Below are 23,951 nucleotides of genomic sequence, written 5' to 3'. Positions count from 1 at the left end.
GCAGGGTCTAAAGCTCGAGGCAGATCTTGCCGAAATGCCTTTGCGCTTCGTAATGCCTGAAGGCGGCGGCGATATCCTGCAGTGGAAAGCTGCTGTCGATGACGGGCTTCAGGCGGTTGACCTCTATGGCACGGATCATGTCCTGCTGGTCAGCTTTGCTGCCGATGGAAATTCCGCTGATGCGGATCTGGTTCGAAAACAGCGCCGGGATCGAAATTTCTGCTGCAAAGCCGGTCAGGACGCCGATGAGTGCGATATGCCCGCCTGTCCGGCAGGCCGTTATCGACTGCGGCAGCGTCGCCGGTCCGCCGACCTCGATCACATGATCGACGCCGCGACCGTCCGTCAGTTCCCTGGCCCTGCCGCCCCACTCCGGCACCGCCTTGTAGTTGATGACGCTGTCGGCCCCGAGTCGTCTGAGCTTCTCCAGCTTCCCTTCATCGGACGACGTGGCCATGACCCTTGCGCCGGCGGCCTTGGCAAATTGCAGCGCAAACAATGACACGCTGCCGGTGCCAAGGATCAGCACCGTGTCGCCGGGCTTTACCTTGCCGCATGTCACCAGGCCGCGCCAGGCGGTGACGCCCGTGCAGGTCAGCGTTGCCGCCTCGAGATGCGTATAGCCCGCCGGCGCCTTGGTGAAGGCCTGCGCCGGCATGCACACATACTCGCTGGCGAAGCCGTCGAAACTGTCTCCGGGAATGTCGCGGCTTGTATCGGATCTCATGTCGCCGGCCAGCCACCAGGGGTAGAAAACACTGACGACGCTGTCGCCCGGCTTGAACGTGTCGACGCCGTCACCGATCGCGATCACCTCGCCGGCGCCATCCGACAGCGGCACGCGGCCGTCGGCGAGCGGCACCTTGCCTTGTACGGCGAAATCGTCGCGCATATTCAGCGCGCAGGCGCGAATCCTGACCAGCATTTCTCCCGGCCCAGGCCGGGGCTGATCCTCCTCGACCAGGTCTAGCTTGTCCAACCCGCCCGGCGCTCTCAGCCTGACCAGCTTCATAGTCTCTCTCCGACGTAAAGAGCGTTAGCATGGCGGCGGCGGTCCAGCCTATCGCCGGACCGGCCGGCCGGAAATCACGCGCAGCCAAGGCGCCAGATGGACGGCGCTCATCAAGAGATACATCAGCGGCATGCCGGTGAACGGGGAGGCATCGGCCCCCAGGCACGACATGACGCCGTCGCCAGCGTGAATGCAGGTAAGCAGCGCCATCACGGCGAAAACAGGGGCCGCGGCGAGGCACAGCCAGTCGGCGGTGCGGAGAGAAACTGCATCGGAGCGTTGAGGGACCTCACTGCCGGTGCCTGTGCCGATATCGCTCATGGTCGTAATCCCTTGATGATCAATGCCCGGGTTTCCTGTCCCGTGAGGGACAGGAAACCAAGCTGGATGGGCGCCGCTCCAGGTCCTTACTTGCCGTCCTTGTTGCGGAACGCGGCTTCGCCGGCCGCCGACACTTCCTCCCACGTCTTGTCGGGTGCGGCGTCGTAATTGTCGTGCCAGTTCCACCAGCTGTAGAGCTCGGTCTGCGGATAGCCTTCGGGCGAATCCTCCCAGATTTCCTGGCGGCCGAGCGGCGTTGCGTCGAGGTAGCTCCAGACCGTGCCCATCTGCTCGTCGCCGCGGTTGTTGATGAAGTAGGTGCGATACACTTTCTTGCCGTCCTGGATGAACACGTTGTGGCCGTGCCATTCGTCGACGCCGAAATCCTTGTCGAAACTGTCGGTGATTGTGTACCAGGGCATCTCCCAACCCATCCGCCGCTTCAAGCTGACAATGTCGGCCTGCGGCGCGCGCGAGGCATAGGCAAGCGTGGTGTTGCGGGCGTTGAGATGGGCGAGATGGCCGACCTGGTCGGCGCCGAGCGAACAGCCGCGGCAGGCATGTTCGGGCCAGCCGTGGACGCCGGGTTCGTAGAAGGCGCGGTAGACGATCAACTGCCGCCGGCCCTCGAACAAATCGAGCAGGCTCGCTTTGCCGTTGGGACCTTCAAACACATAGGCCTTGTCTACTTCCATCCATGGCATGCGCCGGCGCTCGGCCGACAGCGCGTCCCTGGCGCGCATCGTTGCCTTTTCCTTCACCAGCATCTTTTCGCGCTCGGCTTCCCATTCCTGCCTTGAAACGACCGGTGGGGTCTTCATTGCCACGTGCTTGGTCATTGCTTGTTTCCTTTGCCAGTTGTTGAGCCGTTGTGGCTTGTCGTTGACTGTTGATCGTGAGGCAGGCTAGGGCCGCGAGGCGGCGAGGGCGGAGTTACAAATGTGACGGCATTTGCAGGCGGGCCACCGCAGCAGGGGTGGCGAGGCCGCACGGTGGGCTCGAAGTCCTCGGAAGCAGGCATGGTCGGTTTTTCCTTATTGAGAAGCTTAACACGACTGTCTGAGATGCTCAGGCTAGCGAATGCGAATATTGCCGTCAACGCAGGCCTGGGCGTCTTCAACCAGTCCAGATGGCTAGGTCGCCGTCCGCGGCTTGCTGCTTGGCGGTGGTGACTTAAGTTAGGGCCGATAAGGGGAGCGGTGGGAGTTACAAATGTGACGGGATTTGCATGGACTCGCTGATCACCGCGGCAGGGCTGGCGCTGGCGGCGGGCAATCCGCTGGCGGCACTCGACCGCGTCGCCTTGCGCGAGGATGCCCCGGCGCTGGCGTTGCGCGGCATTGCCATGGCGCAGCTCGGCGATTTCCATCGCGCCAAAGTACTGTTGCGTAGGGCCGGCCGTGCCTTCGGTCCAAAGGAGGCGGTGGCGCGCGCCAGGTGCGTTGTCGCCGAAGCCGAGATCGCACTTGTTTCGCGTGATCTCGGCTGGCCGTCCAAGGCGCTCGACGCGGCGCGGTCGACATTGGAAAAGCATGGCGACCGGCTGAACGCGGCGCATGCCGGGCATCTCAAAGTGCGCCGCCTGCTGCTGATCGGCCGCCTCGACGAGGCTGAAGACGTGCTGGCTGGGCTCGATCCGTCGCCGCTTCCGCCGGCCTCACGCGCCGCGCATGAACTCGCGGTTGCCGGCATCGCCATGCGGCGCCTGAAGACGAAGGCCGCGCGCGCAGCCCTTGAGTGGGCGCGCCATGCCGCCCGCCGGGCCGGCATTCCGGGTCTTATGGCGGAGGTCGACAGCGCCTTCCTGGCGCTGGAGACGCCGGCGGCGCGGCTGATCGCAGGCGGCGAGGAGCATCCGCTGTTGCTCGAAGAGGTCGAAGCGCTGCAGGCGTCGCGCGCGCTGGTCGTCGATACGTTCCGCTATATCGTGCACAAGCAGGAAACAACGATCTCGCTGGCAACGAGGCCGGTGCTGTTTGCGCTGGCGCGCGCGCTTGCCGAAGCCTGGCCGGCGGATGTGCCGAGGGCGACGCTGATTGCCCGCGCCTTTGGCGGCCGGCATGCCGATGAATCGCATCGCGCCAGGCTGCGGGTCGAGATCGGCCGGCTGCGCGCCGAATTGCGGCCGCTGGCGGGCATAGGCGCGACCAGCCAGGGCTTCGCGCTAAAGCCGCGCGAAGCAGGCTCCGTGGCGGTGCTGGCGCGGCCGATCGAGGAGCGGCACGCCGCGGTGCTGGCCTTCCTGGCTGATGGTGAATCCTGGGCCAGCTCGGCGTTGGCGCTGGCGCTGGGCGCCGGACAGCGCAGCGTACAGCGGGCGCTCGAGCAGTTGGCCGAGACCGGCAAAGTGCAGTCCTTCGGCCACGGCCGGGCGCGGCGCTGGATGACGCCACCGGTCGCTGGTTTCACGACCACCTTGTTACTCCCGTCGCCGCTGCCGAACGGCTAGGAAAGGTGACCATGATCGAGGACCAGGACATGAAACATTCAGCAGCGGAAATCCTGCGCGAATACGGGCCCTTTCCTGATGTCGACACCGTGCACGGCGTGAGCTTCGACGGACAGAATGTCTGGTTTGCGACGGGCGAGCGGCTGACCGCCTTCGATCCGGCAAGCGGCGAGACGCTGCGCTCGATCGATGTCGCGGCACATGCCGGCACCGCCTATGACGGCCGGCATCTGTTCCAGCTCGCCGGGGACCGCATCCAGAAGATCGACCCCGATACCGGCAAGGTGCTCTCCACCATCCCGGCGCCCGGCGGCGGCCGCGATTCCGGCATGACCTGGGCCGAGGGCACGCTCTGGGTGGGGCAGAACCGGGAGCGCAAGATCCACCAGATCGATCCCGAGACCGGGAAAATCCTGCGCACCATCGACTCAAACCGCTTCGTCACCGGAGTGACCTGGGTCGATGGCGAGCTCTGGCACGGCACCTGGGAAGGCGACCAGAGCGATGTCCGGCGCGTCGATCCGCAAACTGGCAAGGTGCTGGAACGGCTCGACATGCCGGCGGGGGTGGGCGTTTCCGGGCTCGAATCCGACGGCGGCGACCGCTTCTTTTGCGGCAGCGGCCCGGGCGGCATGGTGCGATCGGTGCGTCGGCCGAAGTAAGGCCGTCAAGTATTGGGCCGGCAGCGTATTTCCTACGGTCATCCCGCCGAGATCATATCCCGGAGCCGTCGAGCAGCGGGACGTCTTCGCCTTGCCACGGACTTGGCATTGAAGCCCGGCTCAGATTGGCCGTCGGCAGCGGCATCCAGCATTTCAACTCCGGTTCGGGGTATTCGATCACCCGTCCTGGCGACGAATCGGAAGAGCGCCAGCCCTCCGTGCCGAACTGGTCGGCGCGCGACCAGTAAGCGAGGTCGACCTCGGCCGGCCCCTGTTCCGATGGCCTGACCGTGACCAGGATGCGGCTGCCGTCCTTGGGGGCGCTCGCCATGTGCCGCCAGCGATCGGGTTCGTCCATTCTCATGTCCTCCTGCACGTTGCAGGGATAGTCGCCGCGCGCTTGGCAGCGGTCAACCCGAACTTTGCCCAAGCACGAGATCTGTTTAGCACTCCCGCGCCGTCGGCCGAAACAAGATCTGGTTCATGTCGACCTCGTCGGGCTGGCTCACGGCGAACGCCCCCATGGCGAAAGAATCCGGATGCCGGGCCGCAACAGGAAATCGAAACCGGCATGTGAACGGGCTCACATGCCGCCACTGCAAGGAACGCTATGGGACGTCCGGCCATGACAGGGGTTTCGGATGACACTTGCTGATCTGTCTTTTTATCTTTTCACTATTTTCAATGGCTTGCGGGTGGTGTCCTACCTGCCGCAGATCGTGCGGGTGGCCCGGGACAGGCACGGGGCGTCGGCGATTTCCTACGCGACCTGGCTGTTGTGGACAGGCGCCAACGCCACGACGGGACTCTACGCCCACATCAATCTGAACGATCCCGCTCTGGCGGCGATCAACTGGCTGAACGCCGTATGCTGCGTGCTGGTCATCGCGCTCACCGCCTACAAGCGCCATCGCGCACGGCTTCCGGTTGAGGAAGCCGCAAGCCGGTCGGAAGCGACCGCTCTGATGGTCGACAATGTCTGCTGAAGATCACCGCGGCAGATTGCGCTTTTCGAGGCCGCTCTCAGACATGCACGGTGCCATGCGAAAGCTCGCCCTCGTCGCTTGAGATGAGGAAAGCGGCTGCGAGTAGGCCGACATAGAACAGCCCGACCATGCACACGACATAGATGCCTGGAACCGGGCCGAGCTGCGCCACGCGCGCGGCGTCGAGAAATGACGCGCCCAAGCCTATCGGCGACCCTTCGCGCTGCAGACTGGGCGTCGTGATCTTCAGCACCCACGCCAGCATCAGGATCGTGTACATGAAAATGTAGTTGCGGCGCAGCCGGCGCACCAACGCCGCGCGTTGCGAGATCAGGAAGCGCGGCGAACGCAGGCCTTCGCCGACGATGGCCAGCCAGTTGGAGGCGTAGTCGGGCTGCGGCGAGAAAATCTGCGCGAAATAATAGCGCTCGAACTGGCGCACCCTGGCCCGGTAGACGTCGAAGAAACGATAGCGCCGCGCCTCGATCCATAGCAGCAGCGTGGTCAGCAGCATGGCAAAGAGCAGCACCCCATGATGGGCGCTGGGCGTCGAGAGTGAGACTGAGAGCATGGCGGCGACGACAGTAATCGCCCAGTTGCTGGTACGGTCCAGCCGGTCGCGCCAGCCGGCCATGCGGGCGATTTCGGCGCGGTGGAAATGCGACATGGTGGCCACGAATTCCGATGAGGTGAGCTTCAGCGCGAACGCATCAGAGGCCCGCGGCGCTGCAGCCGCTTCGTCGGTTTTCACGGTCTTGACCTGGGACATCCCTTGCCACGCGCCTCCCAACGCCATGGCCGGCCGAAACGACGCCGGTCATCCCCATCCGCGCAACGCGCAATCGGTTGAAAATGTTCCGTCGCCGGCCCGGGTCTCGGCGGTTTATCCGCAGTCAGATAGGCCCGTTATGCGATTCAGGTAAGGAGGAACCTGCGGCGCGCCAAGGGAGCGTGGCGTGCAACCGATCTCGCCCGCAAACGTTATACCGGGCACGATGAGGGGGTGCATGTCCTTCGTGGTCAACCGGCGCCGGTCGGTCGCGCTTGCCGCGGCAGCCTTCGCATTCATGCCGGCCGCATCGTTGGCAGCCGAAAAGACCGGCATGTCCAGCGAGGGCATTTTCGTTCTCGAAATCCTCCTTCTGCTTCTCGTCGGCCGCGGCATCGGCGAATTGCTGGAGCGTCTCGGCCAGCCGGCGGTGATGGGTCAGCTCATCGGCGGCATCCTGCTCGGGCCATCGCTGCTCGGCTGGCTATTGCCGGAAGCAGAACGCGTGATCTTTTCAGGCGACGCCACCCAAAAGAGCATGATCAGCGCCATCGCACAGCTCGGCGTGTTGATGCTTCTGTTGCTCACCGGGATGGAGACGGATCTGCGGCTGGTGCGCAGGGTCGGCCGTGCGTGCTTTTCCATCTCCGCCGCGGGCGTCGCCGTGCCTTTCGCGCTCGGCTTCACCGCCGCACAGCTCATGCCGGCCTCGCTGCTGGCCGACGGAACCGAGCGCATTGTCGCCGGTCTCTTCCTCGGCACGGCGCTGTCGATCTCCTCGGTCAAGATCGTCGCCATGGTGGTGCGCGAGATGAACTTCATGCGCCGCGATCTCGGTCAGACCATCGTCTCGTCGGCCATCATCGAGGACACGATCGGCTGGGTGATCATCGCCATCACCATCGGCATCGCCACCAAGGGGCGCTTCGAGCTCGGCAGCCTTGCCTTCACCATTGTCGGCGTTGCCGCCTTCATGGGGTTTTCCTTCACGATTGGCCGCCGCATCGTCTTCGACGCCATCCGCTGGACCAACGATACGTTCCGCAGCGAATACGCCGTCGTCACCGTCATTCTCGCCATCATGGGCGCAATGGCGCTGATCACCGATCTGATCGGCGTCCACACCGTGCTCGGCGCCTTCGTCGCCGGCATACTGGTTGGGGAATCGCCGATCCTGTCGCGTCATATCGAAGGGCAATTGCGCGGCGTCATCATGGCGCTGTTCATGCCGGTTTTCTTCGGCGTCGCCGGCCTTTCGGCGGATCTCACCGTGCTTGTCGACCACGAGCTTGCGCTACTCACGGCCGCTTTGGTGCTGATCGCCAGCTTCGGCAAATTCGCCGGCGCCTTCATCGGCGCCGAGCTTGCCGGCATGAGCCGCAGGGAAGGCATCGCCGTCGGTTGCGGCATGAACGCGCGCGGCTCGACCGAAGTCATCGTCGCCTCTATTGGCCTGTCGATCGGCGTTCTGTCGCACAATCTTTTCACCATGATCGTGACCATGGCCGTCATCACCACGCTCGCCATGCCGCCGACCTTGCGTTGGGCACTCGGCCGCTTGCCGATGGGCGAGAACGAGAAGAAGCGTCTGGAGCGCGAGGAGATCGACCAACGCGGCTTCATCGCCAATCTGGAACGACTGCTGGTGGTGACCGATGAGGGCGTTGTCGGCCGCTTTGCCGCTTACCTCGCAGGAGTCGTGGGCGCCGGCAGGCCGACGACGGTGCTGCATGCCCGAGGCGAGGGGGAGGAGGCCGAGCCCGGCACGGATGCGAAGCTCGAGCCGATCGAAAAGGGTGCCGAGGACAGCCGCGAGGCCGCCAGGAGTTCGGACGAGGAGCTGGCCCGCGCGGCGCCTGTCACGCGGCGCCACGAGGCCGAGCTTTCGGCCGAAACGGTTGCCAAGGAGGCGCGCAAAGGCTATGGGCTGCTGCTGATCGGGCTCGGCCGCGCGGTCACCTCGAAAGGTGGGTTTACCCGCCGCATCAACGAGATCGCCGGCGCCTTCGAGGGTCCGCTATGCCTGGTGCTGAAGGCGACCGGCGCCGGCCGCCAAATGCCAAGGCTAGGACCTGAAGGCGGGAAGATTCTGGTTCCGGTCAACGGCACCGCGATCGCCCGCCGGGGTGCCGAAATGGCACTGGCGATTGCAGCGGTCACGGGTGCTCGGGTCAAGATACTTTATGTCGCGCGCGTCGGCCGCGACGAACCGCGCGACACTGTCTCGCATCGCCACAGGGAGGCGGTGCTGAAGGATACCGTCGCGCTAGCCGACCGCTATGGCGTCGAGATCGAGACGGCCATCCGCAGCCGGGCCGCCGCCGCCGATGCCATTGCCCGCCAGGCCGGCAGGGCGGCGGCGCTGATCGTCATGGGCGTGGCGCGGCGCCCTGGCGAGGAACTCTTCTTTGGCGAGACGACCACCGGCGTGCTGCAGCGCTGCCAATGCCCGGTGGTGCTGATCTCGGACGCCAGGCTCAGCCGCGACGACGAGGGCAGGGAAGAGCTGCGCTCGGGAACGGGGACAGGGTGATGAGTATTTCCCCTCGAGGGGAAATTTCGCTCATGCCGCCTGCAGCCTCTCTCGGCCGGGCTGCGGCGGGAAGCCGATGGCGATGCCGGCAGCACCGAGTCCGATCAGCGCCGAGCCGATGAACAGCCAGGAATAGCTGGCATAGGCGTCGAAGATCATGCCGCCGGCGAGCGGGCCGAACGACATGCCGAGGCTGGACAACAGGGTCGCGGCGCCAAGTATCGTGCCGATGATGCGCGGCCCGAAATAGTCGCGCGCCAGAACCGCATAGAGCGGCATGACGCCGCCATAGGTGGCGCCGAAGATGATCGCCAGGAGATAGAACTGCTCGAGATTGCCGACGGCGAGATAGGCGGCGATCACCACCGCCTGGATGGCGAGGCCCACGATCAGCACCGGCTTGGCGCCCAGCCTGTCGCCGAGCACGCCGTAGAGCACGCGCCCGCCAAGGCCGGCAAGGCCCTCGACGCTGTAGATCGACACGGCTGCCATCGGCGCCACGCCGCACGACATGGCATAGCTCACCATGTGGAAGATCGGCCCCGAATGCGCCGCGCAGCAGGCGAAGAAGGTCATACCCAGCACCAGGAATTGCGGCGAGCGCAGCGCCTGGCCGACTGACATGCCGGGGGCCGCGGCAGGCGCGGGCGCGCTGCCATCCGCTGCCGCGACCGCCGTCGACGGCTGGCGCACCAGGAAGACGGCCGGCAGCAACAGCACCCAGGCCATGATGCCGATGTCGAACATGGCGGTCCGCCAGTCATAGGCCGTGATCAGCCAGCGCGCGAAGGGCGAGATGGTCATCGGCGCCACGCCCATGCCGGCCGAGACCAGCGACACGGCCAGGCTGCGATGGGTCTCGAACCAGGCGGTGGTCAGCGCGATCATCGGCGCGAAGAAGGCGCTGGCCGCCAGCCCGACGATGACGCCATAGCTCAGCTGGAAGACCAGCAGCGATTGGGCTCGGCTCGCCACCACCAGCGACAGGCCGAGCAGCACCGCGCCGGCAAAAACCACCGGGCGGGCGCCGACACGGTCATAGATGGCGCCCCAGGCGAAACCGCCTGCACCCATCACCAAGAAATTCAGCGTCATGGCGCTGGAAATGCCGGTTCGCGACCAGTTGGTGTCGAGCGCCATCGGCTCGAGGAAGATCGCCAGCGAAAACATCGCGCCGAGCGCCACACAGGTCATCAGCGCGCCGCACGCGACGATCACCCAACGGTAGGAATTGTTCATGCTCTTCTCCCGAGATCGGTTTCGATGCGGCGCCACTCGCTCCAGCTCCGTTGCGCCGCTTGCGTCCGAAGGACGTTGGCGGGATTTCGAATCCGACAATCCGGTTGCATTTTTTATCCGGTCTGCGTGGAAGTCCATCCGGATATGACAAAAGCAGGGTGTAAGGCTGCCAAGCGCGCCGACAAGATAGACTGCCGAATTGACGAGCCGCTCCGCGGCACTAGCTTTGTGGTCTCGCGACGGGAGATATCGCTCATGGAACTGCATCGCGGCCGCCTCATCGACCACGTCCAGCTGGTGGTCAGGGACCTCAAGGCGAGCCGGCGCTTCTATGAAGCCGTCTTCAAGGTGCTCGGCATTCCGATCGGCGGCGAGGCCGAGGACTATTTCTGGGCCGACGAACTGTTCATCTCAAGCCTCGACAGCCGGGCGGCGAGGGGACAACTGACCGGGCGCCATCATCTGGCCTTCCAGGCCAGGGATAACGCCATGGTCGATGCCTTCTACAGGGCCGGCCTCGATGCCGGCGGGGCCGACAATGGCGCGCCGGGTGAGCGGCCCTACCACCCCGGCTACTACGCCGCCTTCCTGCTCGACCCCGACGGCAACAACATCGAGGCGGTGTTTCACGGGCCGGCAAAGCGAAGTGCCGCTTCGGTCGAGATCAATTTCTAGCGCAGGTTCACGAGGAGCGGGTTGCGGTGATCCGTCCGGAGTTCTCGCAAAAACAAAGAGTTGAAGCGGTCCACGGATTCAATCGCTGAACTGCTTCACATTGCCGGCGCGTAGCGGTTCACCACCATTCCGCAGGCATAGGCTTTAGAGCCGAGCAGGCGCAATTTCCGGAAGCCGCCACGGTCGAAAATCCGCTCGCCGTCGCCCAGCGCGGCCGGATTGATGAACAGCTGGAACTCATCGACCAACCCCGCTGCAATCAGCGCCGAGGCAAAGCCGGCGCCGCCGAACACCGCCATGTCGCCTTCACCTTCAGCTTTCAGCGCCTTGACCTCGCGCGGCAGGTCGCCGCTGGCAAGCGTCGTGCGCTCCCACCGCGATGCCGCGAGCTTGTCGCTCAGCACCACCTTGCGCGCCTCGACGATGCGCTGCGCAAAGGCGTAGAAGGGATCGTGCGGATAGTTTTTTGCCGCATTGCCCCAATGGGTTAGATAGCCTTCTTCGGCCATCTTGCGGCTGAGCAGAATGGTATCGATGCCGGCGAACACCGCGTTGAAATCCTGCTTCAAGTCGTCGTCCCACGGGCAGTTGGCGCCCCATTCCCAGAGCTGCCAGTGCTCATCGCCGGCCGCGCCGACAAAACCGTCGACCGACATCTGCATCTGCAGGATCAGTTTTCTCATCGTTGTTCTCCTGATTGAGCTCTGGTGTCACCAGCGCCAGGTCAGGCGGCGTTGGTGATTGCTTTACTTTCGGAACCATTGACACGAGTGAAAAATGATGTCAATAGTAAAGTGATTTAAAAATGGAAGCATTTAAATGTCGACCAGGGAAAGATCCGGCTGTCCCATCAGCCTATCGCTCGAATTGCTCGGTGACCGCTGGACGCTGCTGATCATCCGCGACATGATTTTCGCCGGAAAAAGGCACTTCCGGGAGTTTCTGCTATCAGGCGAAGGCATCTCGTCGCGCACCCTGGCCGAGCGGCTGCAGACCTTGCAGGATGAGGGCATCGTCACCAGAAGCGACGACCCCACGCACAAGCTCAAGGCGATCTATAAGCTGACCGAGGCGGGCATCGACCTGTTGCCGGTGCTGGCGACGCTCGGCGCCTGGGGCAGCAAATACCGCAACGCCGATGACGAGCTGGCAAGGATCGCCGACGAACTGGCGGCGGGCGGCGAGGCGGGCCTGGAGCAGATAAAGAAGAAGCTGCGCGCCGAGCATATCGGCTAGGAGCAACGCCAGCCCTCCCTTCGGGCCGATGGGGGCTAGATCGACACGACGTCGCGCAGCCTCACCCTTCCCATCCCGCAAATCGCTGTGGCCGGAGCCATGTCTGCTTCGGATTGCCATCGCCCGAAACCACGGCCTCTTCCAGCCAGCGCGCGGTGGCGGGGGCGGCATGCATGCCGATTGGGCCCATGCCGCCATGCACGTAGAGCTCTTCGACCGCGGTGCGGCCGGCGACAGGCAGCCCGTCCGACAGCATGGGGCGATTGCCGGGATAGACATTCGTCACCGGGGGTGAGCCGAGACCGGACAGGATGCGCAGCGTGCGCGCCGCGATGCGAAGGCGTCTCGGCGCTAGCGCGCCGATCCACCTTCTCCAACAAGGGGAGAAGGTGAGGCGCGCCTTGTCCCGCCTGCGCTTCTACGCGTAGCCTAAGGAGCTAGCGGGAGGAGAATCGCTTGGACACCACTGTCGTTATTGTCGGCGCCGGGCCTGCCGGCCTTGCGGTCGGTGCCTGCCTGAAGCGGGCAGGAGTGGATTTCATCCTGCTCGAAAAATCGCAGGAGATCGCGCCCGCCTGGCGGCGGCACTATCGGCGACTGCATCTGCATACGGTCAAGTCGTTCTCGTCGCTGCCGTTCCTGCCCTTTCCCAAAAACTATCCGCGCTACGTGCCGCGCGAACTGGTGGTCCGTTACCTCGACGACTATGCGGAAAAATTCGATCTGCGCCCGCGCTTCGGCGTGACGGTGAAAGCCATTCGCCTCGGGGACGGCGGTTTTCTGGTCGAGACAGGATCGGACAACCTCAAGGCGCGCCATGTCGTTATCGCCAGCGGTAACAATGCCGAGCCGATCGTCCCCCGGCTCCCTGCCATCGAGGCTTTCAAGGGCGAGGTGCTGCACAGCGCCGACTATACGCAAGCGGCGCCCTTTGCCGGCCGCTCGGTGCTGATCGTCGGCATGGGCAACACCGGCGCCGAGATCGCGCTCGACTTGGCGGAAAATGGCGCGCGTCCGACCATTTCGGTGCGCAAGGGCGTCCACATCGTGCCGCGCCAGCTGTTTGGCGTGCCGATCCAGATGGTCGGCATCGCCAGCCGGCCGATGCCGCAGGCGCTGAACGACTGGATGTTTCCGATCATCCTCGATTTCGCGCTGGGCAAGCTCGAGAAATACGGCATCGTCAGGCCGAAGCAGGGCATCCTGCAACAGATCGACGAAGTCGGCCGCATCCCGGTCATCGACGTCGGCACGGTCGACGCCATCACCAAAGGCGCCATCAAGATCGCGCCCGACATAGCGGGCTTCACCGAGCGCGGCGCTGCGTACACCGACGGCAGGCAGGAAAATTTCGACGCCGTCATCCTCGCCACCGGCTATCGCCCGGGCTACGAGAAGTTTCTGCCCGTGGAATTGCAGCCGGAGCGCAGTGGCGTCAACGCCCGCGCCTCGCAACTCGGCCTCTACCTCGTCGGCTTCTACAATCCGGTCACCGGTCTGCTCAGGGAAATTGGACGCGAGGCGAAGGCAGTGGCGGCCGACATTGCTCGGCGGCGGTAAAAGGGGAGATCGGCTATCCATCACAGCCGCGCCGCATCGCCCTCATCCAGCAGCCATTGCCGCACGGCTTGCGTCGGTTCTGGGTGCCGTTGCTTGCGCGGCATCACGACATAGAAATCGTGCGTCCCACGCATCTCTGCGTTGATCGGCTGCACCAGCCGGCCGGCGGCAATGTCGGCGGATACGAGAAACCGGCTGGCCAGCGCGATGCCCTGGCCGGCAATGGCGGCGTCGATCGCGAGGCCCGTCTGGTTGAAGCGCATGCGTTTGGCCTCGGTGGCCATCCTCAGGCCGAGCGCCTTTTCCATGAATTCCGGCCATAGATTGTGCGCGTCGTGCAGCAGGACGTGGTGCTGGATGTCGGTCGGCGCGATCTCGTTCGCGCCGGTCGGCAGCAGGGCAGGGCTGCAGATGGCGATGATCTGCTGTGGAAACAAAAGATCCACCATCAGGCCGGCGCCGAAGGGCAGGCGGCCTTGCCTGACCGCAATGTCGACGCCATCGGCCTGAAAACTCGACAGGCTTTCGCTGGCCAGGATTCGCAAATCGACCAGCGGGTTGTGCGCGACGAACTCCGGCAGTTTCGGGATCAGCCATTTGGTGGCAAAGCTCGGCGTGACGCTGATCGTCAGTCGCGCCGGTTCGGGCCGCAACAGCAGCGTTGCCTCGGAGATCAGGTCGAAGGCGCGGCGGATGTTCGGCGCATAGGCGCGGCCTTCGTCGGTCAGCGCCAGGCCGCGCGGCAGCCGGTCGAACAGCTTTGCGCCGAGATCGGCCTCCAACCCGCGTATATGCTGCGCCACCGCCCCTTGCGTCACGTTCAGCTCCTGCGCGGCGATGCGGAAGTTGAGATGACGCGCGGCGGCTTCGAAGGCACGCAGCGCATTCAACGGCGGCAGGCTCAGGAAGGCTTCGGGCATGCAGGAGTTTTTCTACAGCTTGATTTCAGGCTTTCTGGTTCGAACCAGATGGCAAAACCGTTTATAGCATTGCTCGAAGGTCGGAAACATGGGCTTCAGAGTCCCGCCAACCCGTGCGAAGGAAAATCGAGATGAATGTAGAAAAAGTGGCAGTGGTCGTCGCCGGTGGCAGCGGCATGGGTGCGGCGGCGGCCAAGCGGCTGGCGGCGGACGGGTTCAAGGTCGCGATCCTGTCGTCCTCAGGTAAGGGCGAGGCCTTGGCGAAAGAGCTTGGTGGCCTCGGCGTCACCGGCTCCAACCAGTCGAATGACGATCTGCAGCGGCTCGCCGACCTGACGCTCGAGCGCTACGGCCGCATCGACGTGCTGGTCAACAGCGGCGGCCACGGGCCACGCGCGCCGATCCTCGAAATCACCGACGAGCAGTGGCACACCGGTCTCGACGTCTATCTGATGAACGTCATCCGGCCGGTGCGCATCGTGGCGCCGCAGATGGTCAAGCAGAGGGCCGGCGCCATCATCAACATCTCGACCGCCTGGGTGGTGGAGCCGAGCCCGATGTTCCCGACATCCGCCGTGTTCCGCGCCGGTCTTGCCGCCTACACCAAGATCTTCGCCAACACCTACGCCGCCGACAATGTGCGCATGAACAATGTGCTGCCCGGCTGGATCGACAGCCTGCCGGCCACCGAGGAGCGCCGCGACAGCGTGCCGATGCAGCGCTACGGCACGTCGGAGGAGATCGCCGCGACCATCGCCTTCCTCGCTTCCGAAGGTGCGGGCTACATCACCGGCCAGAACATCCGCGTCGACGGCGGCATCATCGGCGCGATCTGACCGCGCGGTCGCCTCGCGTGAGCCGGCGCGTCACTCCTTCACCGCGCCGGTCATCGACGAGACATAGTGCTCGACGAAGAACGAATAGAGCACCACCACCGGCAGCGAGCCGATCAGCGCTCCCGCCATCAGCGCCCCCCATTCGTAGACGTCGGAGCGCACCAACTCGGTCAGCACACCCACCGGCACGGTCTTGTTTTCCGAGGACTGGATGAATGTCAGCGCGTAGATGAACTCGTTCCATGACAGGGTGAAGGCGAATATGCCGGCGGAGATCAGGCCCGGCACCGAGAGCGGCAGCACGATTTTGGTGAGGATCTGCCACCGGCTCGCTCCGTCTATCAGCGCGCATTCTTCCAGTTCGAACGGGATGGAGCGGAAGTAACCCATCAACAGCCACGTGCAGAACGGCACCAGGAAGGTTGGATAGGTAAGGATGAGCGCGAAGGGCGTGTCGTAGAGCCCGAGGTTGAAAACCATTACCGACAGCGGAATGAACAGGATCGAGGGCGGCACCAGATAGGCGAGGAAGATGCCGAGGCCGACCTGCCGCGCCCCGGAAAACCGCAGCCGCTCGATCGCATAGGCGGCGAACACCGACGCCAGCAGCGACAGGAAAGTAGCGGCGGTCGAGATGATGATCGTGTTGAGCAGCCAGCCCGGATAGGAGGTCTCGAACAGGAGATAGCGGATATGCTCCAATGTCGGATGCACCACCCAGAACGGATTGAACTGCGCATAGTCGGTCATCTCGAGATTGGGCTTAACCGCCGTGATCGTCATCCAGTAAAACGGAAACAACAGCACGAAGACGAACACCAGCAGCGGCAGATAGACCGTCACCACGCGGCGCGGCAGGCTCTGCAGGTAGCCCATGCCGCCTTCGTCGATATCCCCACGTTTCGCCTTCCTTGTCGCGGCCGTCTTGACCATGTCAGTCTCCGCCGCCTTGTTGCCATTTGCGGCGTTGCAGGCCGAAATAGCTGAACAGGATCGCCGCCAGCAGGAACGGGATCATGGCCACCGCGATGGCCGCGCCCTCGCCAAGCTGGCCGCCGGAAATGCCGCGCTGGAAAGACAATGTCGCCATCAGATGCGTGGCATTCACCGGTCCGCCCCGGGTCAGCACGTAGATCAGCTGGAAATCGGTGAAAGTGAACAGCACCGAGAAGGTCATGGTGATGGCGATGATCGGCGTCAGCAGCGGCAGAGTCACATAACGAAACAACTGCCAGCGACTGGCGCCGTCGAGCGTGGCCGCCTCGTAGAGCGACTGCGGAATGGTCTGCAGGCCGGCGAGCAGCGTGATGGCGACGAAAGGAATGCCGCGCCAGACATTGGCGGCGATAACCGAAGCGCGCGCATTCTCCGGATCGCCGAGGAAATTGATGCGGTGGTCGGTCAGGCCCATTTGCTGCAGCGCCCAGGACAGGATGGAGAACTGCGAATCGTAGATCCACCAGAAGGCGATGGCTGACAGTACAGTGGGCACCACCCAGGGCAGCAGGACTATCGCGCGGAAGAACGATTTGAACGGCAGGTTTTCATTGAGGATGAGCGCCAGCCACAGGCCGAGCACGAACTTCAGGATCGAGGCGCTGACCGTGTAGAGCAGCGTGTTGAAGACGGAGAGCCAGAAGACGTTGTCATTCCAAAGGTACTGATAATTCTCGACGCCGATGAAGATGCCGGGGCGGCCGATCCGGGCATCGGTGAAACCGAGCCAGACGCCCAGCCCGAGCGGATAGGTCAGGAAGACCAGCAGCAGCGCCGCCGCCGGCAGCATGAAGCCGAAGCCCAGCGCGTTGCGGCTTTCGGAGATCCGCGAAAGCATCGACGGACGCGGCTGGGCGGCAACGGACGGCACGGCCATGGAGGGCTCCTCATCGGGGAATCAGGTCACGGCGTCAACGGCCGCCATGGGATTGTGCGACGGGCCGGGCAGCGCACTAGACGCTGCCCGGCGGTGCCGTGATCAAACGCGGTAGTAGCGGTTGGCGCGCTTCTCCGCCTCCTCCATCGCCTCCTGCGGCGTCGCCTGGCCGGTCACCGCCTTGGCAAACATGTCGACCAGGACATAGTCGGCCATGGTCGCCGCCGAGGCATAGCCGAGCGGCCCGGCATAGCCGTTGGGGCGCAGCGTCGCCGAGGCCTTGGCATAGGCGGCATTGTTCGGGTCGGCCGTCCACACTGGATTGTTGTCGAAGGCCTTCAGCGTCTGGCAGCAATAGCCCGCCGAGGAGGTGATCCAGTCGGTCATCTGCGGATCCTCGAACATGAACTGCAGATAGGCCTTGGCCGCATTGGGGTAGGGCGTGTAGTTGAAGATGACGGCGGTGGTCACCTGGAACAGTTCGACCGATTTCCCGACGGGACCGATCGGCAGGTTGGTGGTGCGGATGTCCTTGGCGATCTCAGCCAGCTTCGGATCGTTGTCCTTGTTGATCTTGGCCGTATTGTAGGCGGAAATGCCGTTGGCGATGACGCCGAGTTCGCCGGCCAGGAAGGCGCGGTTGTTATTGACGTCGAGCCAGCTTTCGGTCCCGGGAATGAAGGTCTTGTAGAGTTCCTGCGCGTATCCGATCGCCTTTAGCGTCTCGGGGCTGTTGATCGCCACCTTGCCGCTCTCGTCGACCATCTGGCCGCCATGGCTCCACAGCAGCCAGTGCGCGTAATTGTTGCCGTCGCCGACGCCGTGGCCGTGCGTGAAGCCGGCCGGATGTCCCTTCGCCTGCAACGCCTTGCAAAGCTCGAGGAAGCCTGCCGTGTCCTTCGGAAATTCGGAGAAGCCGGCCTCCTTCACCCAGCTTTCGCGATAGACGATGGCATTGCCGATCGTGGCCAGCGGCAGGCCGACGAACTTGCCGTCCCGCGTCGCATATTGCTTTGGTCCGTCGTGCCAGCCGCCATATTTCGAGCCCAGATACTCGCCGAGCTCGGTCACGTCGTGCAGCTTGTCGGGATATTGATGCGGGTCGTCGAACCAGACGAACATGAGGTCCGGGCCGGAACCGACATTGGCGGCGACCGCTGCCTTGGGGCGAATGTCCTCCCAGCTTTCCTTGTCGACACGAACCTCGACACCTGTCGCCTCGGTGAAGCGCTTGGTGTTGGCCAGCCATTGATCCTCATCGCCCTTGACGAAGGGCGACCAGCGCAGCAGCCGCAGCTTTGCGCCTTCCTCGGGCTTGTATTTCAAGCCCTCCTGGGCAAAAGCCGGCGAGCCGACGAAGCGGCTTCCCAGGGCTCCCGCCGCAGCACCTGCGGTCGTGCGGATTACATCGCGTCTCGTGAATTTCATGGTCGTCTCCTCCGGTTTATCTTCCTCGCTATGCGGTCCTTACCATCCGTTACGCGCTTCAAATCGTGTTCCGGTCTTGCCGTCAAAGAGATGAATCAGGCCAGGCGCGGCAGAGAGCCGTATGGATTCGCCCGGTGTGAAGGCATGGCGTTCGCGGAAATTGGCGACGATCTCGTCGCCGCCGGCGGTGCGGCCGATGATCTGCACTTCCGACCCGGTCGGCTCGACCACCGCGACGATAACAAGAATGCCAAGGACTGACGATAGCAGCAAATGCTCGGGCCGTATTCCCAGCACCACCGGATGACCGTTGCCAACGGCCGGCGCGCCGGCCAGCGGCACGGAAATTCCCCCGGCGCCGCGAAAGGACGGAGACCCGTCGGTGACGATCTCGCCCTTGATCAGGTTCATGGCGGGCGAGCCGATGAAACTGGCGACGAAGAGATTGTTTGGCCTGTCGTAGAGCTCCAGCGGCGGTCCGATCTGTTCGACGATGCCGTCATGCATGACGACGATCTTGTCGGCCATGGTCATGGCCTCGATCTGGTCGTGGGTGACATAGACTGTGGTCGTCTTGAGCCGCTGGTGCAGTTCCTTGATCTCGGCGCGCATCTGCACCCTGAGCTTGGCGTCGAGATTGGAGAGCGGTTCGTCGAACAGGAAAACCTGTGGATCGCGCACGATCGCCCGGCCCATGGCGACGCGCTGGCGCTGGCCGCCGGAAAGCTGGCGCGGATATCGCGTCAGCAATGGCACCAGCCCGAGGATTTCGGCGGCGCGCTGAATGCTGGTAGCGCAATCGGCCTTCGAAACACCTTTGAGCATGAGCGAGAACGCCATGTTCTCGGCGACCGTCATGTGCGGGTAGAGCGCGTAGTTCTGGAACACCATGGCAACGTCGCGCTCTTTCGGCGCAACGTTGTTGACGACCCGATCCCCGATCGCGATCTCGCCCCGAGAAATCTTTTCCAGGCCGGCGATCATCCTGAGAAGGGTCGATTTTCCGCAACCCGACGGGCCGACCAGCGTGACGAATTCGCCGTCGTCGATATCCACACTGACGCCATGCAGGACCTCGACGGTCCCGAACGATTTGTAAACATCGCCGATCGCGACAGACGCCATCGATCTCCTCCCGAATGCTTCTTGCGACGCCCCGAAGGAAACCGCTCCTCTCCCGCCTCGCGGCCGTCTCCCATTCCCCCAACAGGTCGCGTGACGATCAGACGGTAGCGCTACCAAGCCTGCCTGTAAAGCGGCCATGCGGCCGGTGCTCTTGTCGTTCGGAACACCGGCGCAATGACCGGTTCGCCGGCAAACTACCCCCCATTCACAAAAGCCAGCACCAGCTTCTGCAGGTTTCCGCCGGGGCCGAATTCGACCCGGTCGAAGTCGCGGCTCGCCTGCCGCTGAGCCAGCGAGATCTGGGCGAGTTGCCTCGTCAGCTCGGTTCTGATCTTGCTGCAGGCGGGGTCATCAGTAACGGTCAGGCCGACGCTCACCGCCTCGATCTTGCGCACCATCTCGGCGATGGCTGCGCCATGCACTCTCTCGTGGGCGGCGAGCCCGGCGATGAACACCGTCCAGTTCTTCTGGACGGAAGCCGGCAACGGTTCGGCCGGCTTCGGCAAGGTGTAGGTGATGATCAGTTTCGGGCGCGCCGATTTGAGCACGCAGGCGTCGCCTTGCGGCCTGTAGTCCCTGGTCCAGGTCAGCTTGAAATTGGTGTGCGCAATGACCCGACCCTTGCCGAGCAAGGGGCCGGCTTCGCCGATCGCGGCATAGAGTTCCGGGCCGGTCCGCCCTGCGATGGCGTAGGTCTCGACCTTTTCGACCGGCTTCCAGTCGGCACGTGCCGGCGACGCCAGCAGGGAGGCCGCGAACAGGAGAAAGAACATGGCTGGTTTCATGGAAACGTCAGAGACACTGGGCTGAGGCAAAGATCAACCCGGCGCAATGCCTCAGGTCCCACGGCAGGCCGCGTCATAGTCGGCCAGCACCTGATCGACAGCTTCGAGAAGGATAGCCTCGGGATTGCCCGCCGGCCCGAGTTCGGCCGGCAGCGCCGGCAGGAATTGCCGCATCAGCGTTTCGGGAATGGCGACCCCGTCCAGCGCCTTGCGCAGGTGCTCGACGGCCGCGACAGCGGTGGAGTTGCTCCAATAATAGCGGATGCGGTCGCTGTAGCTGTAATGCCGCTGCACATAGAGCTCTGCTTCATTGCCGTGATAGTGGCTGTGCCAATGGCCGGGTGCTGCCAGCATCGCGCCTTCCATGGTCCGGGCGAGCGACCGGTCGCCATAATCCGTGATCATTTCGGATGCTATCAGGTCGAGCCCGTAAAGCGCCTCGCGCAAGGCGAAGGTCAGGCCGGGGCCGACCTTGAGGATGGGAAAGCCGTTTGCGACCAGCGCGGTCAAAGCCGCACGGCTCTGGTAGTCGGTCGAATGCGCCTCGTAGACGAGCGACGGCTGCTCATCGAGCAAGCCGGTCAGGCCCTTGGATTTCTCGGGCGCGTAGGCGACGACGTTCTGGCTGCCGAATTCCACGCCCGGCTGCACGACCACGGCGATGACGCGGCCGAAGGCCTCGGACAGGCCTTCGCGGGCAAAGATCTCTCGGTGAACCTCGATCGTGCGCCGCGCCGCCGCCGCCTCGGTCGGCTTCAACTCGCTGATCGGATGGTCGACTCCGCCGGGGGCGGGGACTTCGGTGCCGATGATGTAGACCGGCAAGGTGCTGCCTGCGGCGTGCGCGCCCGTTTCGGCCGCCTTTGCCAGCCTCGCCGCCCGGGTGGCGATGGTCTCGTCGTCAAGCGCCGCCGGCTCGCCGGCGCAGCCCATCGATGCGTCGAGATGGATCTTGGTGAAGCCGGCCGCGATATAGGCGCCGACCATGGCCTCGGCCTTGTCCATCGCCTGCGCCGCCGGCTCTGCGCGCCACGGGTTCGGTCCCAGATGGTCGCCGCCGAAGATGATGCGCGAGGCTTCCAGCCCCTCGCGGCAGGCGATCTCCAGCACGAAGGCGACGAACAGCGCCGGGGTCATTCCGGTATAGCCGCCGAACTGGTTGACCTGATTGCAGGTTGCCTCGATCAGCAGGTTTTTCTCCCTGTCGGCAACGGCGCGCCGTATCGCTGTCTGGATCACCAGGGGATGAGCCGAGCAGATCGAGGTGATGCCGTAGGGTGCTCCGTTCCGGCGGGCCGCCGCGAGACCGGCAAGGGGATTGGCCATCATCTCGCTGTTCCCTTGATGAATTGATCGAGTCCGTCGAAGCTGGTGACGCCCTCCATCGGGCCGCGCCGGGTGACGTTGCGGGCGCCGGAGGCATTGGCATAAAGCAGCGCCTTGCCGGGCTCCATCCCCTGGCGGCGGCAGGTCAGGTAGGTGGCGCCGAAACAATCGCCGGCGCCCGTGGGGTCGACTTCGTCGACCTGAAAACCGGCGCAGTCGATCCTGGCGCCGTCGGCGCCGAACCAGGAAGAGCCGTCAGCACCGCGCTTCAGCACGATCTCGCCGACGCCCCTGGCAAACAGCGCCGCCACCGCCTGATGCTCGTCATCGACGCCCGCCGTAGCGAGCAATTCGTCGCCGGACGGCAGCAGCAGGTCGGCATCGTCGATGAGTGCGGAAAACAGTGCGCCGTCGGAGCCGTCGATCAGCTCCTTGCGCACATTCGGGTCGAATGAGGTCGAGCCGCCGCGGGCACGAACCGCCTGCACTGCGTAGCTGACGATCTCCTTCAGCCCTGCCACCGACAGCGTCGATCCCATGATATGCAGATGGCCGGCCCTGTCCGCCAGCAGGCGCGCAGCAGTGGTCAGGTGGATCTGCCCGGCGGCGGATTCGGCGATGTTGTAGACGAAGTCCCTGATACCATCGGGCCGGTAGCGCACGAAGGCGCATCCCGTCGGGAAGCGGTCGCTGATATCGACGGCTGAGACGTCGACGCCGTCGAGCTCCAGCCTGTCCAGGTTGAGCGTGCCGAAATCGTCGCGGCCGACGCAGCCGATAATGCCGGCGCCGCCCCCCAGCCGCGCAACCTGATCGATGAAGATCGCCGGCGCACCGCTGGGGAATGGCCCGACGAGCGTTTGCGGCTCGAGGAAGCCGAAACCCCGTTCCGTCGCCATGATCTCGACCAGGATTTCGCCGGCGACGATCGTTGGCCCCACGGCCTCGGCGGCGATCTCGCTGCGGCGCGAAAGGCTCATGCTTGCGATTCCTCTCACACGCAGACTGATTGCTTGCCCGCGCAGTTATCCGACGCAAGTGTTTATCGGGTAAATCGCACATACAGCGAAGTCAATAAAACTTTACATGCGTATAGTTTATCTGTTTTCGCGCGTACACATTGCAGGATTCGGGTGGCTGGTATCGTGGCACCGTGCAAATCAGGCGTCGACCCCAGCGAAAGGACAGCCATGCTCACGCTTCATGATTATTTGCCGTCGCAAAACGGTTGGAAGGCGAGGGTCGTGCTCGGCCTGCTCAACATCCCCTATGAAAGCCGCCTGGTGTCGATTTTCGAGGGCGAGAGCCACACCGACGCCTTCCTGAAGCTCAACCCGGCCGGCGCCGTTCCTGTGCTCGAACTCGAGGATGGCCGTGCAATCGCCGAATCGAATGCGATCCTCATTTATCTTGCCGAAGGCACGCCCTTGCTGCCGGCGGATCGCTATGTCAGCGCGAAAGTTATGCAATGGCTGTTCTTCGAACAGTACCATGTCGAGCCGGTCATCGGCTCCCTGCGCTTCTGGACGCTGGCCGGAAGGCTGGAGCGCAACCAGGCGATGCTTCCGGCCAAGCGCGAAGCCGGCGCCCGCACGCTGGCAGCGCTGGAGCGCAGCCTGAACGACACGCCGTTCCTTGTCGGCGACATGCTCACGATCGCCGACATTGCTGTCTATGCCTACGGCCACCGTGCCGAAGATTGCGGCTTTGCGCTGGCGGCTTATCCGGCGGTCCTCGCCTGGACGGACCGGGTGCGCGACGCCATCGGTCCCGGCTATCCCGTGCATCTCTACAGCATCGATCCGCACTCGGCTGCTTGACGGCAAAAGGCGCGCGCGTTCACCTTGCTTAGTCGAAAAGAAGACCCAGATTCTGCTTTGTCGGCGGTTTTTACTCGCAATCCGTTGGCTGGATGGCCGGGTCTCGGCGTCATCTCGACGACCGGCCGGCACTTAGCATGGAGGTGACCATGACACGCAACGACATCATTTCGGTGTTGGGGCCGGTAGACGAGGCGGTCATAGCCGACATCGCGCTGACCGGCGCCACCCTTCAAGAACTGCGCGAGGCGTTCGCCTGGCTCAGTGCCGACGAGGCCCTGGTCAACGAGGGTCGCCCCTTGCCGGGAACGAAGGTGGCGCGGCTGATCGAAATCCTCGATATGCCGGACGACGAGGACGGCCACCAGGCGGTGGCGCAGTAGGCCGTAGGCGTAG

General features: G+C 64.2%; 26 protein-coding genes. 10 read left to right on the top strand and 16 right to left on the bottom strand.

The window, feature by feature from the left end:
• Positions 1-7 precede the first annotated feature (7 nt).
• The 3 genes from NKI46_RS03045 to NKI46_RS03035 all read right to left on the bottom strand — a co-directional run bounded on the left by NKI46_RS03045 (position 8) and on the right by NKI46_RS03035 (position 2,172).
• Positions 8-1,012, bottom strand: coding sequence for a zinc-dependent alcohol dehydrogenase family protein (locus tag NKI46_RS03045; RefSeq protein ID WP_352460497.1), 1,005 nt, complete (start codon positions 1,010-1,012; stop codon positions 8-10).
• Positions 1,013-1,060: 48 nt separating this feature from the next.
• A complete protein-coding gene (locus NKI46_RS03040; protein ID WP_023712515.1) occupies positions 1,061-1,333 on the bottom strand; it encodes a hypothetical protein in 273 nt (90 codons plus the stop codon).
• Between the two features lie 86 nt (positions 1,334-1,419).
• Positions 1,420-2,172 (bottom strand): DUF899 domain-containing protein, encoded by a 753-nt coding sequence (locus NKI46_RS03035; RefSeq protein WP_352460496.1) that lies wholly within the window; start codon positions 2,170-2,172, stop codon positions 1,420-1,422.
• A gap of 389 nt (positions 2,173-2,561) precedes the next feature.
• Here NKI46_RS03035 and NKI46_RS03030 point away from each other — a divergent pair, with 389 nt between their 5' ends.
• Together NKI46_RS03030 and NKI46_RS03025 are read left to right on the top strand one after the other, a co-directional pair.
• Positions 2,562-3,782 carry a hypothetical protein gene (locus NKI46_RS03030; protein ID WP_023834511.1) on the top strand — a complete coding sequence of 407 codons (1,221 nt, stop codon included), beginning with the start codon at positions 2,562-2,564 and terminating at the stop codon, positions 3,780-3,782.
• Between the two features lie 29 nt (positions 3,783-3,811).
• Entirely contained in the window at positions 3,812-4,444 is a 633-nt protein-coding gene (locus tag NKI46_RS03025; RefSeq protein ID WP_023730380.1) for a Vgb family protein, read from the top strand.
• 52 nt (positions 4,445-4,496) lie between these two features.
• On the opposite strand, the gene NKI46_RS03020 is transcribed toward NKI46_RS03025, so the two are convergent.
• The gene (locus NKI46_RS03020; protein WP_023689804.1) at positions 4,497-4,802 is read right to left on the bottom strand and encodes a hypothetical protein; all 306 of its coding nucleotides are present in this window, start codon (positions 4,800-4,802) and stop codon (positions 4,497-4,499) included.
• Between the two features lie 283 nt (positions 4,803-5,085).
• Between NKI46_RS03020 and NKI46_RS03010 the strand changes: the two genes are divergently transcribed.
• Positions 5,086-5,430, top strand: coding sequence for a PQ-loop domain-containing transporter (locus NKI46_RS03010; protein ID WP_023673886.1), 345 nt, complete (start codon positions 5,086-5,088; stop codon positions 5,428-5,430).
• A 37-nt stretch (positions 5,431-5,467) separates the two neighbouring features.
• On the opposite strand, the gene NKI46_RS03005 is transcribed toward NKI46_RS03010, so the two are convergent.
• Positions 5,468-6,199 carry a DUF2270 domain-containing protein gene (locus tag NKI46_RS03005; protein ID WP_023673885.1) on the bottom strand — a complete coding sequence of 244 codons (732 nt, stop codon included), beginning with the start codon at positions 6,197-6,199 and terminating at the stop codon, positions 5,468-5,470.
• Positions 6,200-6,437: 238 nt separating this feature from the next.
• Here NKI46_RS03005 and NKI46_RS03000 point away from each other — a divergent pair, with 238 nt between their 5' ends.
• Positions 6,438-8,732: a cation:proton antiporter domain-containing protein gene (locus NKI46_RS03000; RefSeq protein ID WP_352744715.1), complete on the top strand. Its 2,295-nt coding sequence runs from the start codon at positions 6,438-6,440 to the stop codon at positions 8,730-8,732.
• A 30-nt stretch (positions 8,733-8,762) separates the two neighbouring features.
• Here the strand turns inward: NKI46_RS03000 and NKI46_RS02995 are convergent, their stop codons facing one another.
• The gene (locus NKI46_RS02995; protein ID WP_023705125.1) at positions 8,763-9,971 is read right to left on the bottom strand and encodes an MFS transporter; all 1,209 of its coding nucleotides are present in this window, start codon (positions 9,969-9,971) and stop codon (positions 8,763-8,765) included.
• A gap of 246 nt (positions 9,972-10,217) precedes the next feature.
• On the opposite strand from NKI46_RS02995, the gene NKI46_RS02990 reads away from it, so the two are divergent.
• Complete coding sequence (locus NKI46_RS02990; protein ID WP_156931523.1) at positions 10,218-10,646, top strand: VOC family protein; 429 nt, start codon at positions 10,218-10,220, stop codon at positions 10,644-10,646.
• Between the two features lie 95 nt (positions 10,647-10,741).
• Here the strand turns inward: NKI46_RS02990 and NKI46_RS02985 are convergent, their stop codons facing one another.
• Complete coding sequence (locus tag NKI46_RS02985; protein WP_023724498.1) at positions 10,742-11,329, bottom strand: dihydrofolate reductase family protein; 588 nt, start codon at positions 11,327-11,329, stop codon at positions 10,742-10,744.
• Between the two features lie 136 nt (positions 11,330-11,465).
• Between NKI46_RS02985 and NKI46_RS02980 the strand changes: the two genes are divergently transcribed.
• Complete coding sequence (locus NKI46_RS02980; RefSeq protein WP_023705122.1) at positions 11,466-11,882, top strand: winged helix-turn-helix transcriptional regulator; 417 nt, start codon at positions 11,466-11,468, stop codon at positions 11,880-11,882.
• Positions 11,883-11,943: 61 nt separating this feature from the next.
• Here NKI46_RS02980 and NKI46_RS02975 read toward each other — a convergent pair whose 3' ends face one another.
• Entirely contained in the window at positions 11,944-12,216 is a 273-nt protein-coding gene (locus NKI46_RS02975; RefSeq protein ID WP_348528050.1) for an FAD-dependent oxidoreductase, read from the bottom strand.
• Positions 12,217-12,338: 122 nt separating this feature from the next.
• Here NKI46_RS02975 and NKI46_RS02970 point away from each other — a divergent pair, with 122 nt between their 5' ends.
• Positions 12,339-13,442: a flavin-containing monooxygenase gene (locus NKI46_RS02970; RefSeq protein WP_023705120.1), complete on the top strand. Its 1,104-nt coding sequence runs from the start codon at positions 12,339-12,341 to the stop codon at positions 13,440-13,442.
• A 20-nt stretch (positions 13,443-13,462) separates the two neighbouring features.
• Here the strand turns inward: NKI46_RS02970 and gcvA are convergent, their stop codons facing one another.
• Entirely contained in the window at positions 13,463-14,362 is a 900-nt protein-coding gene (gene gcvA, locus NKI46_RS02965) for a transcriptional regulator GcvA (RefSeq protein WP_023705119.1), read from the bottom strand.
• Positions 14,363-14,493: 131 nt separating this feature from the next.
• On the opposite strand from gcvA, the gene NKI46_RS02960 reads away from it, so the two are divergent.
• Positions 14,494-15,198, top strand: coding sequence for an SDR family oxidoreductase (locus tag NKI46_RS02960; RefSeq protein ID WP_023705118.1), 705 nt, complete (start codon positions 14,494-14,496; stop codon positions 15,196-15,198).
• A gap of 30 nt (positions 15,199-15,228) precedes the next feature.
• Here NKI46_RS02960 and NKI46_RS02955 read toward each other — a convergent pair whose 3' ends face one another.
• From NKI46_RS02955 to NKI46_RS02925, 7 genes are all read right to left on the bottom strand, one after another.
• Positions 15,229-16,131 (bottom strand): carbohydrate ABC transporter permease, encoded by a 903-nt coding sequence (locus NKI46_RS02955; RefSeq protein ID WP_023673469.1) that lies wholly within the window; start codon positions 16,129-16,131, stop codon positions 15,229-15,231.
• 1 nt (position 16,132) lies between these two features.
• Positions 16,133-17,032, bottom strand: coding sequence for a carbohydrate ABC transporter permease (locus tag NKI46_RS02950; RefSeq protein WP_502896791.1), 900 nt, complete (start codon positions 17,030-17,032; stop codon positions 16,133-16,135).
• A gap of 141 nt (positions 17,033-17,173) precedes the next feature.
• Entirely contained in the window at positions 17,174-18,499 is a 1,326-nt protein-coding gene (locus NKI46_RS02945) for an ABC transporter substrate-binding protein (RefSeq protein ID WP_023693796.1), read from the bottom strand.
• 39 nt (positions 18,500-18,538) lie between these two features.
• Positions 18,539-19,624, bottom strand: coding sequence for an ABC transporter ATP-binding protein (locus NKI46_RS02940; protein ID WP_352744707.1), 1,086 nt, complete (start codon positions 19,622-19,624; stop codon positions 18,539-18,541).
• 194 nt (positions 19,625-19,818) lie between these two features.
• Complete coding sequence (locus tag NKI46_RS02935) at positions 19,819-20,409, bottom strand: DUF922 domain-containing Zn-dependent protease (RefSeq protein WP_023673473.1); 591 nt, start codon at positions 20,407-20,409, stop codon at positions 19,819-19,821.
• A 51-nt stretch (positions 20,410-20,460) separates the two neighbouring features.
• Positions 20,461-21,735: a D-tagatose-bisphosphate aldolase, class II, non-catalytic subunit gene (locus NKI46_RS02930; protein WP_352745133.1), complete on the bottom strand. Its 1,275-nt coding sequence runs from the start codon at positions 21,733-21,735 to the stop codon at positions 20,461-20,463.
• The gene (locus tag NKI46_RS02925) at positions 21,735-22,715 is read right to left on the bottom strand and encodes a tagatose kinase (RefSeq protein WP_023685891.1); all 981 of its coding nucleotides are present in this window, start codon (positions 22,713-22,715) and stop codon (positions 21,735-21,737) included. Before NKI46_RS02925 ends, NKI46_RS02930 begins: the two co-directional genes overlap by 1 nt.
• 210 nt (positions 22,716-22,925) lie before the next feature.
• On the opposite strand from NKI46_RS02925, the gene NKI46_RS02920 reads away from it, so the two are divergent.
• Both NKI46_RS02920 and NKI46_RS02915 read left to right on the top strand, forming a co-directional pair.
• Entirely contained in the window at positions 22,926-23,555 is a 630-nt protein-coding gene (locus tag NKI46_RS02920) for a glutathione S-transferase family protein (protein ID WP_023685890.1), read from the top strand.
• A gap of 149 nt (positions 23,556-23,704) precedes the next feature.
• Positions 23,705-23,938, top strand: coding sequence for a hypothetical protein (locus NKI46_RS02915; protein WP_352744704.1), 234 nt, complete (start codon positions 23,705-23,707; stop codon positions 23,936-23,938).
• Positions 23,939-23,951 lie beyond the last annotated feature (13 nt).

Source organism: Mesorhizobium sp. M0615 (assembly GCF_040320805.1).
Classification (GTDB): domain Bacteria; phylum Pseudomonadota; class Alphaproteobacteria; order Rhizobiales; family Rhizobiaceae; genus Mesorhizobium.
This window is presented reverse-complemented; position numbering and strand designations above follow the sequence as displayed.

Coding starts and splice junctions, on each gene's coding strand:
- NKI46_RS02995 (WP_023705125.1), bottom strand. CDS start 9,971: ATGAACAATTCCTACCGTTGGGTGATCGTCGCGTGCGGCGCGCTGATG.
- NKI46_RS02980 (WP_023705122.1), top strand. CDS start 11,466: ATGTCGACCAGGGAAAGATCCGGCTGTCCCATCAGCCTATCGCTCGAA.
- NKI46_RS03030 (WP_023834511.1), top strand. CDS start 2,562: ATGGACTCGCTGATCACCGCGGCAGGGCTGGCGCTGGCGGCGGGCAAT.
- NKI46_RS03025 (WP_023730380.1), top strand. CDS start 3,812: ATGAAACATTCAGCAGCGGAAATCCTGCGCGAATACGGGCCCTTTCCT.
- NKI46_RS02955 (WP_023673469.1), bottom strand. CDS start 16,131: ATGGTCAAGACGGCCGCGACAAGGAAGGCGAAACGTGGGGATATCGAC.
- NKI46_RS03005 (WP_023673885.1), bottom strand. CDS start 6,199: ATGTCCCAGGTCAAGACCGTGAAAACCGACGAAGCGGCTGCAGCGCCG.
- NKI46_RS02950 (WP_502896791.1), bottom strand. CDS start 17,032: ATGCTTTCGCGGATCTCCGAAAGCCGCAACGCGCTGGGCTTCGGCTTC.
- NKI46_RS02985 (WP_023724498.1), bottom strand. CDS start 11,329: ATGAGAAAACTGATCCTGCAGATGCAGATGTCGGTCGACGGTTTTGTC.
- NKI46_RS02945 (WP_023693796.1), bottom strand. CDS start 18,499: ATGAAATTCACGAGACGCGATGTAATCCGCACGACCGCAGGTGCTGCG.
- NKI46_RS03000 (WP_352744715.1), top strand. CDS start 6,438: ATGTCCTTCGTGGTCAACCGGCGCCGGTCGGTCGCGCTTGCCGCGGCA.
- NKI46_RS02920 (WP_023685890.1), top strand. CDS start 22,926: ATGCTCACGCTTCATGATTATTTGCCGTCGCAAAACGGTTGGAAGGCG.
- NKI46_RS02930 (WP_352745133.1), bottom strand. CDS start 21,735: ATGGCCAATCCCCTTGCCGGTCTCGCGGCGGCCCGCCGGAACGGAGCA.
- NKI46_RS02925 (WP_023685891.1), bottom strand. CDS start 22,715: ATGAGCCTTTCGCGCCGCAGCGAGATCGCCGCCGAGGCCGTGGGGCCA.
- NKI46_RS03010 (WP_023673886.1), top strand. CDS start 5,086: ATGACACTTGCTGATCTGTCTTTTTATCTTTTCACTATTTTCAATGGC.
- NKI46_RS03045 (WP_352460497.1), bottom strand. CDS start 1,012: ATGAAGCTGGTCAGGCTGAGAGCGCCGGGCGGGTTGGACAAGCTAGAC.
- NKI46_RS03035 (WP_352460496.1), bottom strand. CDS start 2,172: ATGACCAAGCACGTGGCAATGAAGACCCCACCGGTCGTTTCAAGGCAG.
- NKI46_RS02935 (WP_023673473.1), bottom strand. CDS start 20,409: ATGAAACCAGCCATGTTCTTTCTCCTGTTCGCGGCCTCCCTGCTGGCG.
- gcvA (WP_023705119.1), bottom strand. CDS start 14,362: ATGCCCGAAGCCTTCCTGAGCCTGCCGCCGTTGAATGCGCTGCGTGCC.
- NKI46_RS02940 (WP_352744707.1), bottom strand. CDS start 19,624: ATGGCGTCTGTCGCGATCGGCGATGTTTACAAATCGTTCGGGACCGTC.
- NKI46_RS02915 (WP_352744704.1), top strand. CDS start 23,705: ATGACACGCAACGACATCATTTCGGTGTTGGGGCCGGTAGACGAGGCG.
- NKI46_RS03040 (WP_023712515.1), bottom strand. CDS start 1,333: ATGAGCGATATCGGCACAGGCACCGGCAGTGAGGTCCCTCAACGCTCC.
- NKI46_RS02960 (WP_023705118.1), top strand. CDS start 14,494: ATGAATGTAGAAAAAGTGGCAGTGGTCGTCGCCGGTGGCAGCGGCATG.
- NKI46_RS03020 (WP_023689804.1), bottom strand. CDS start 4,802: ATGGACGAACCCGATCGCTGGCGGCACATGGCGAGCGCCCCCAAGGAC.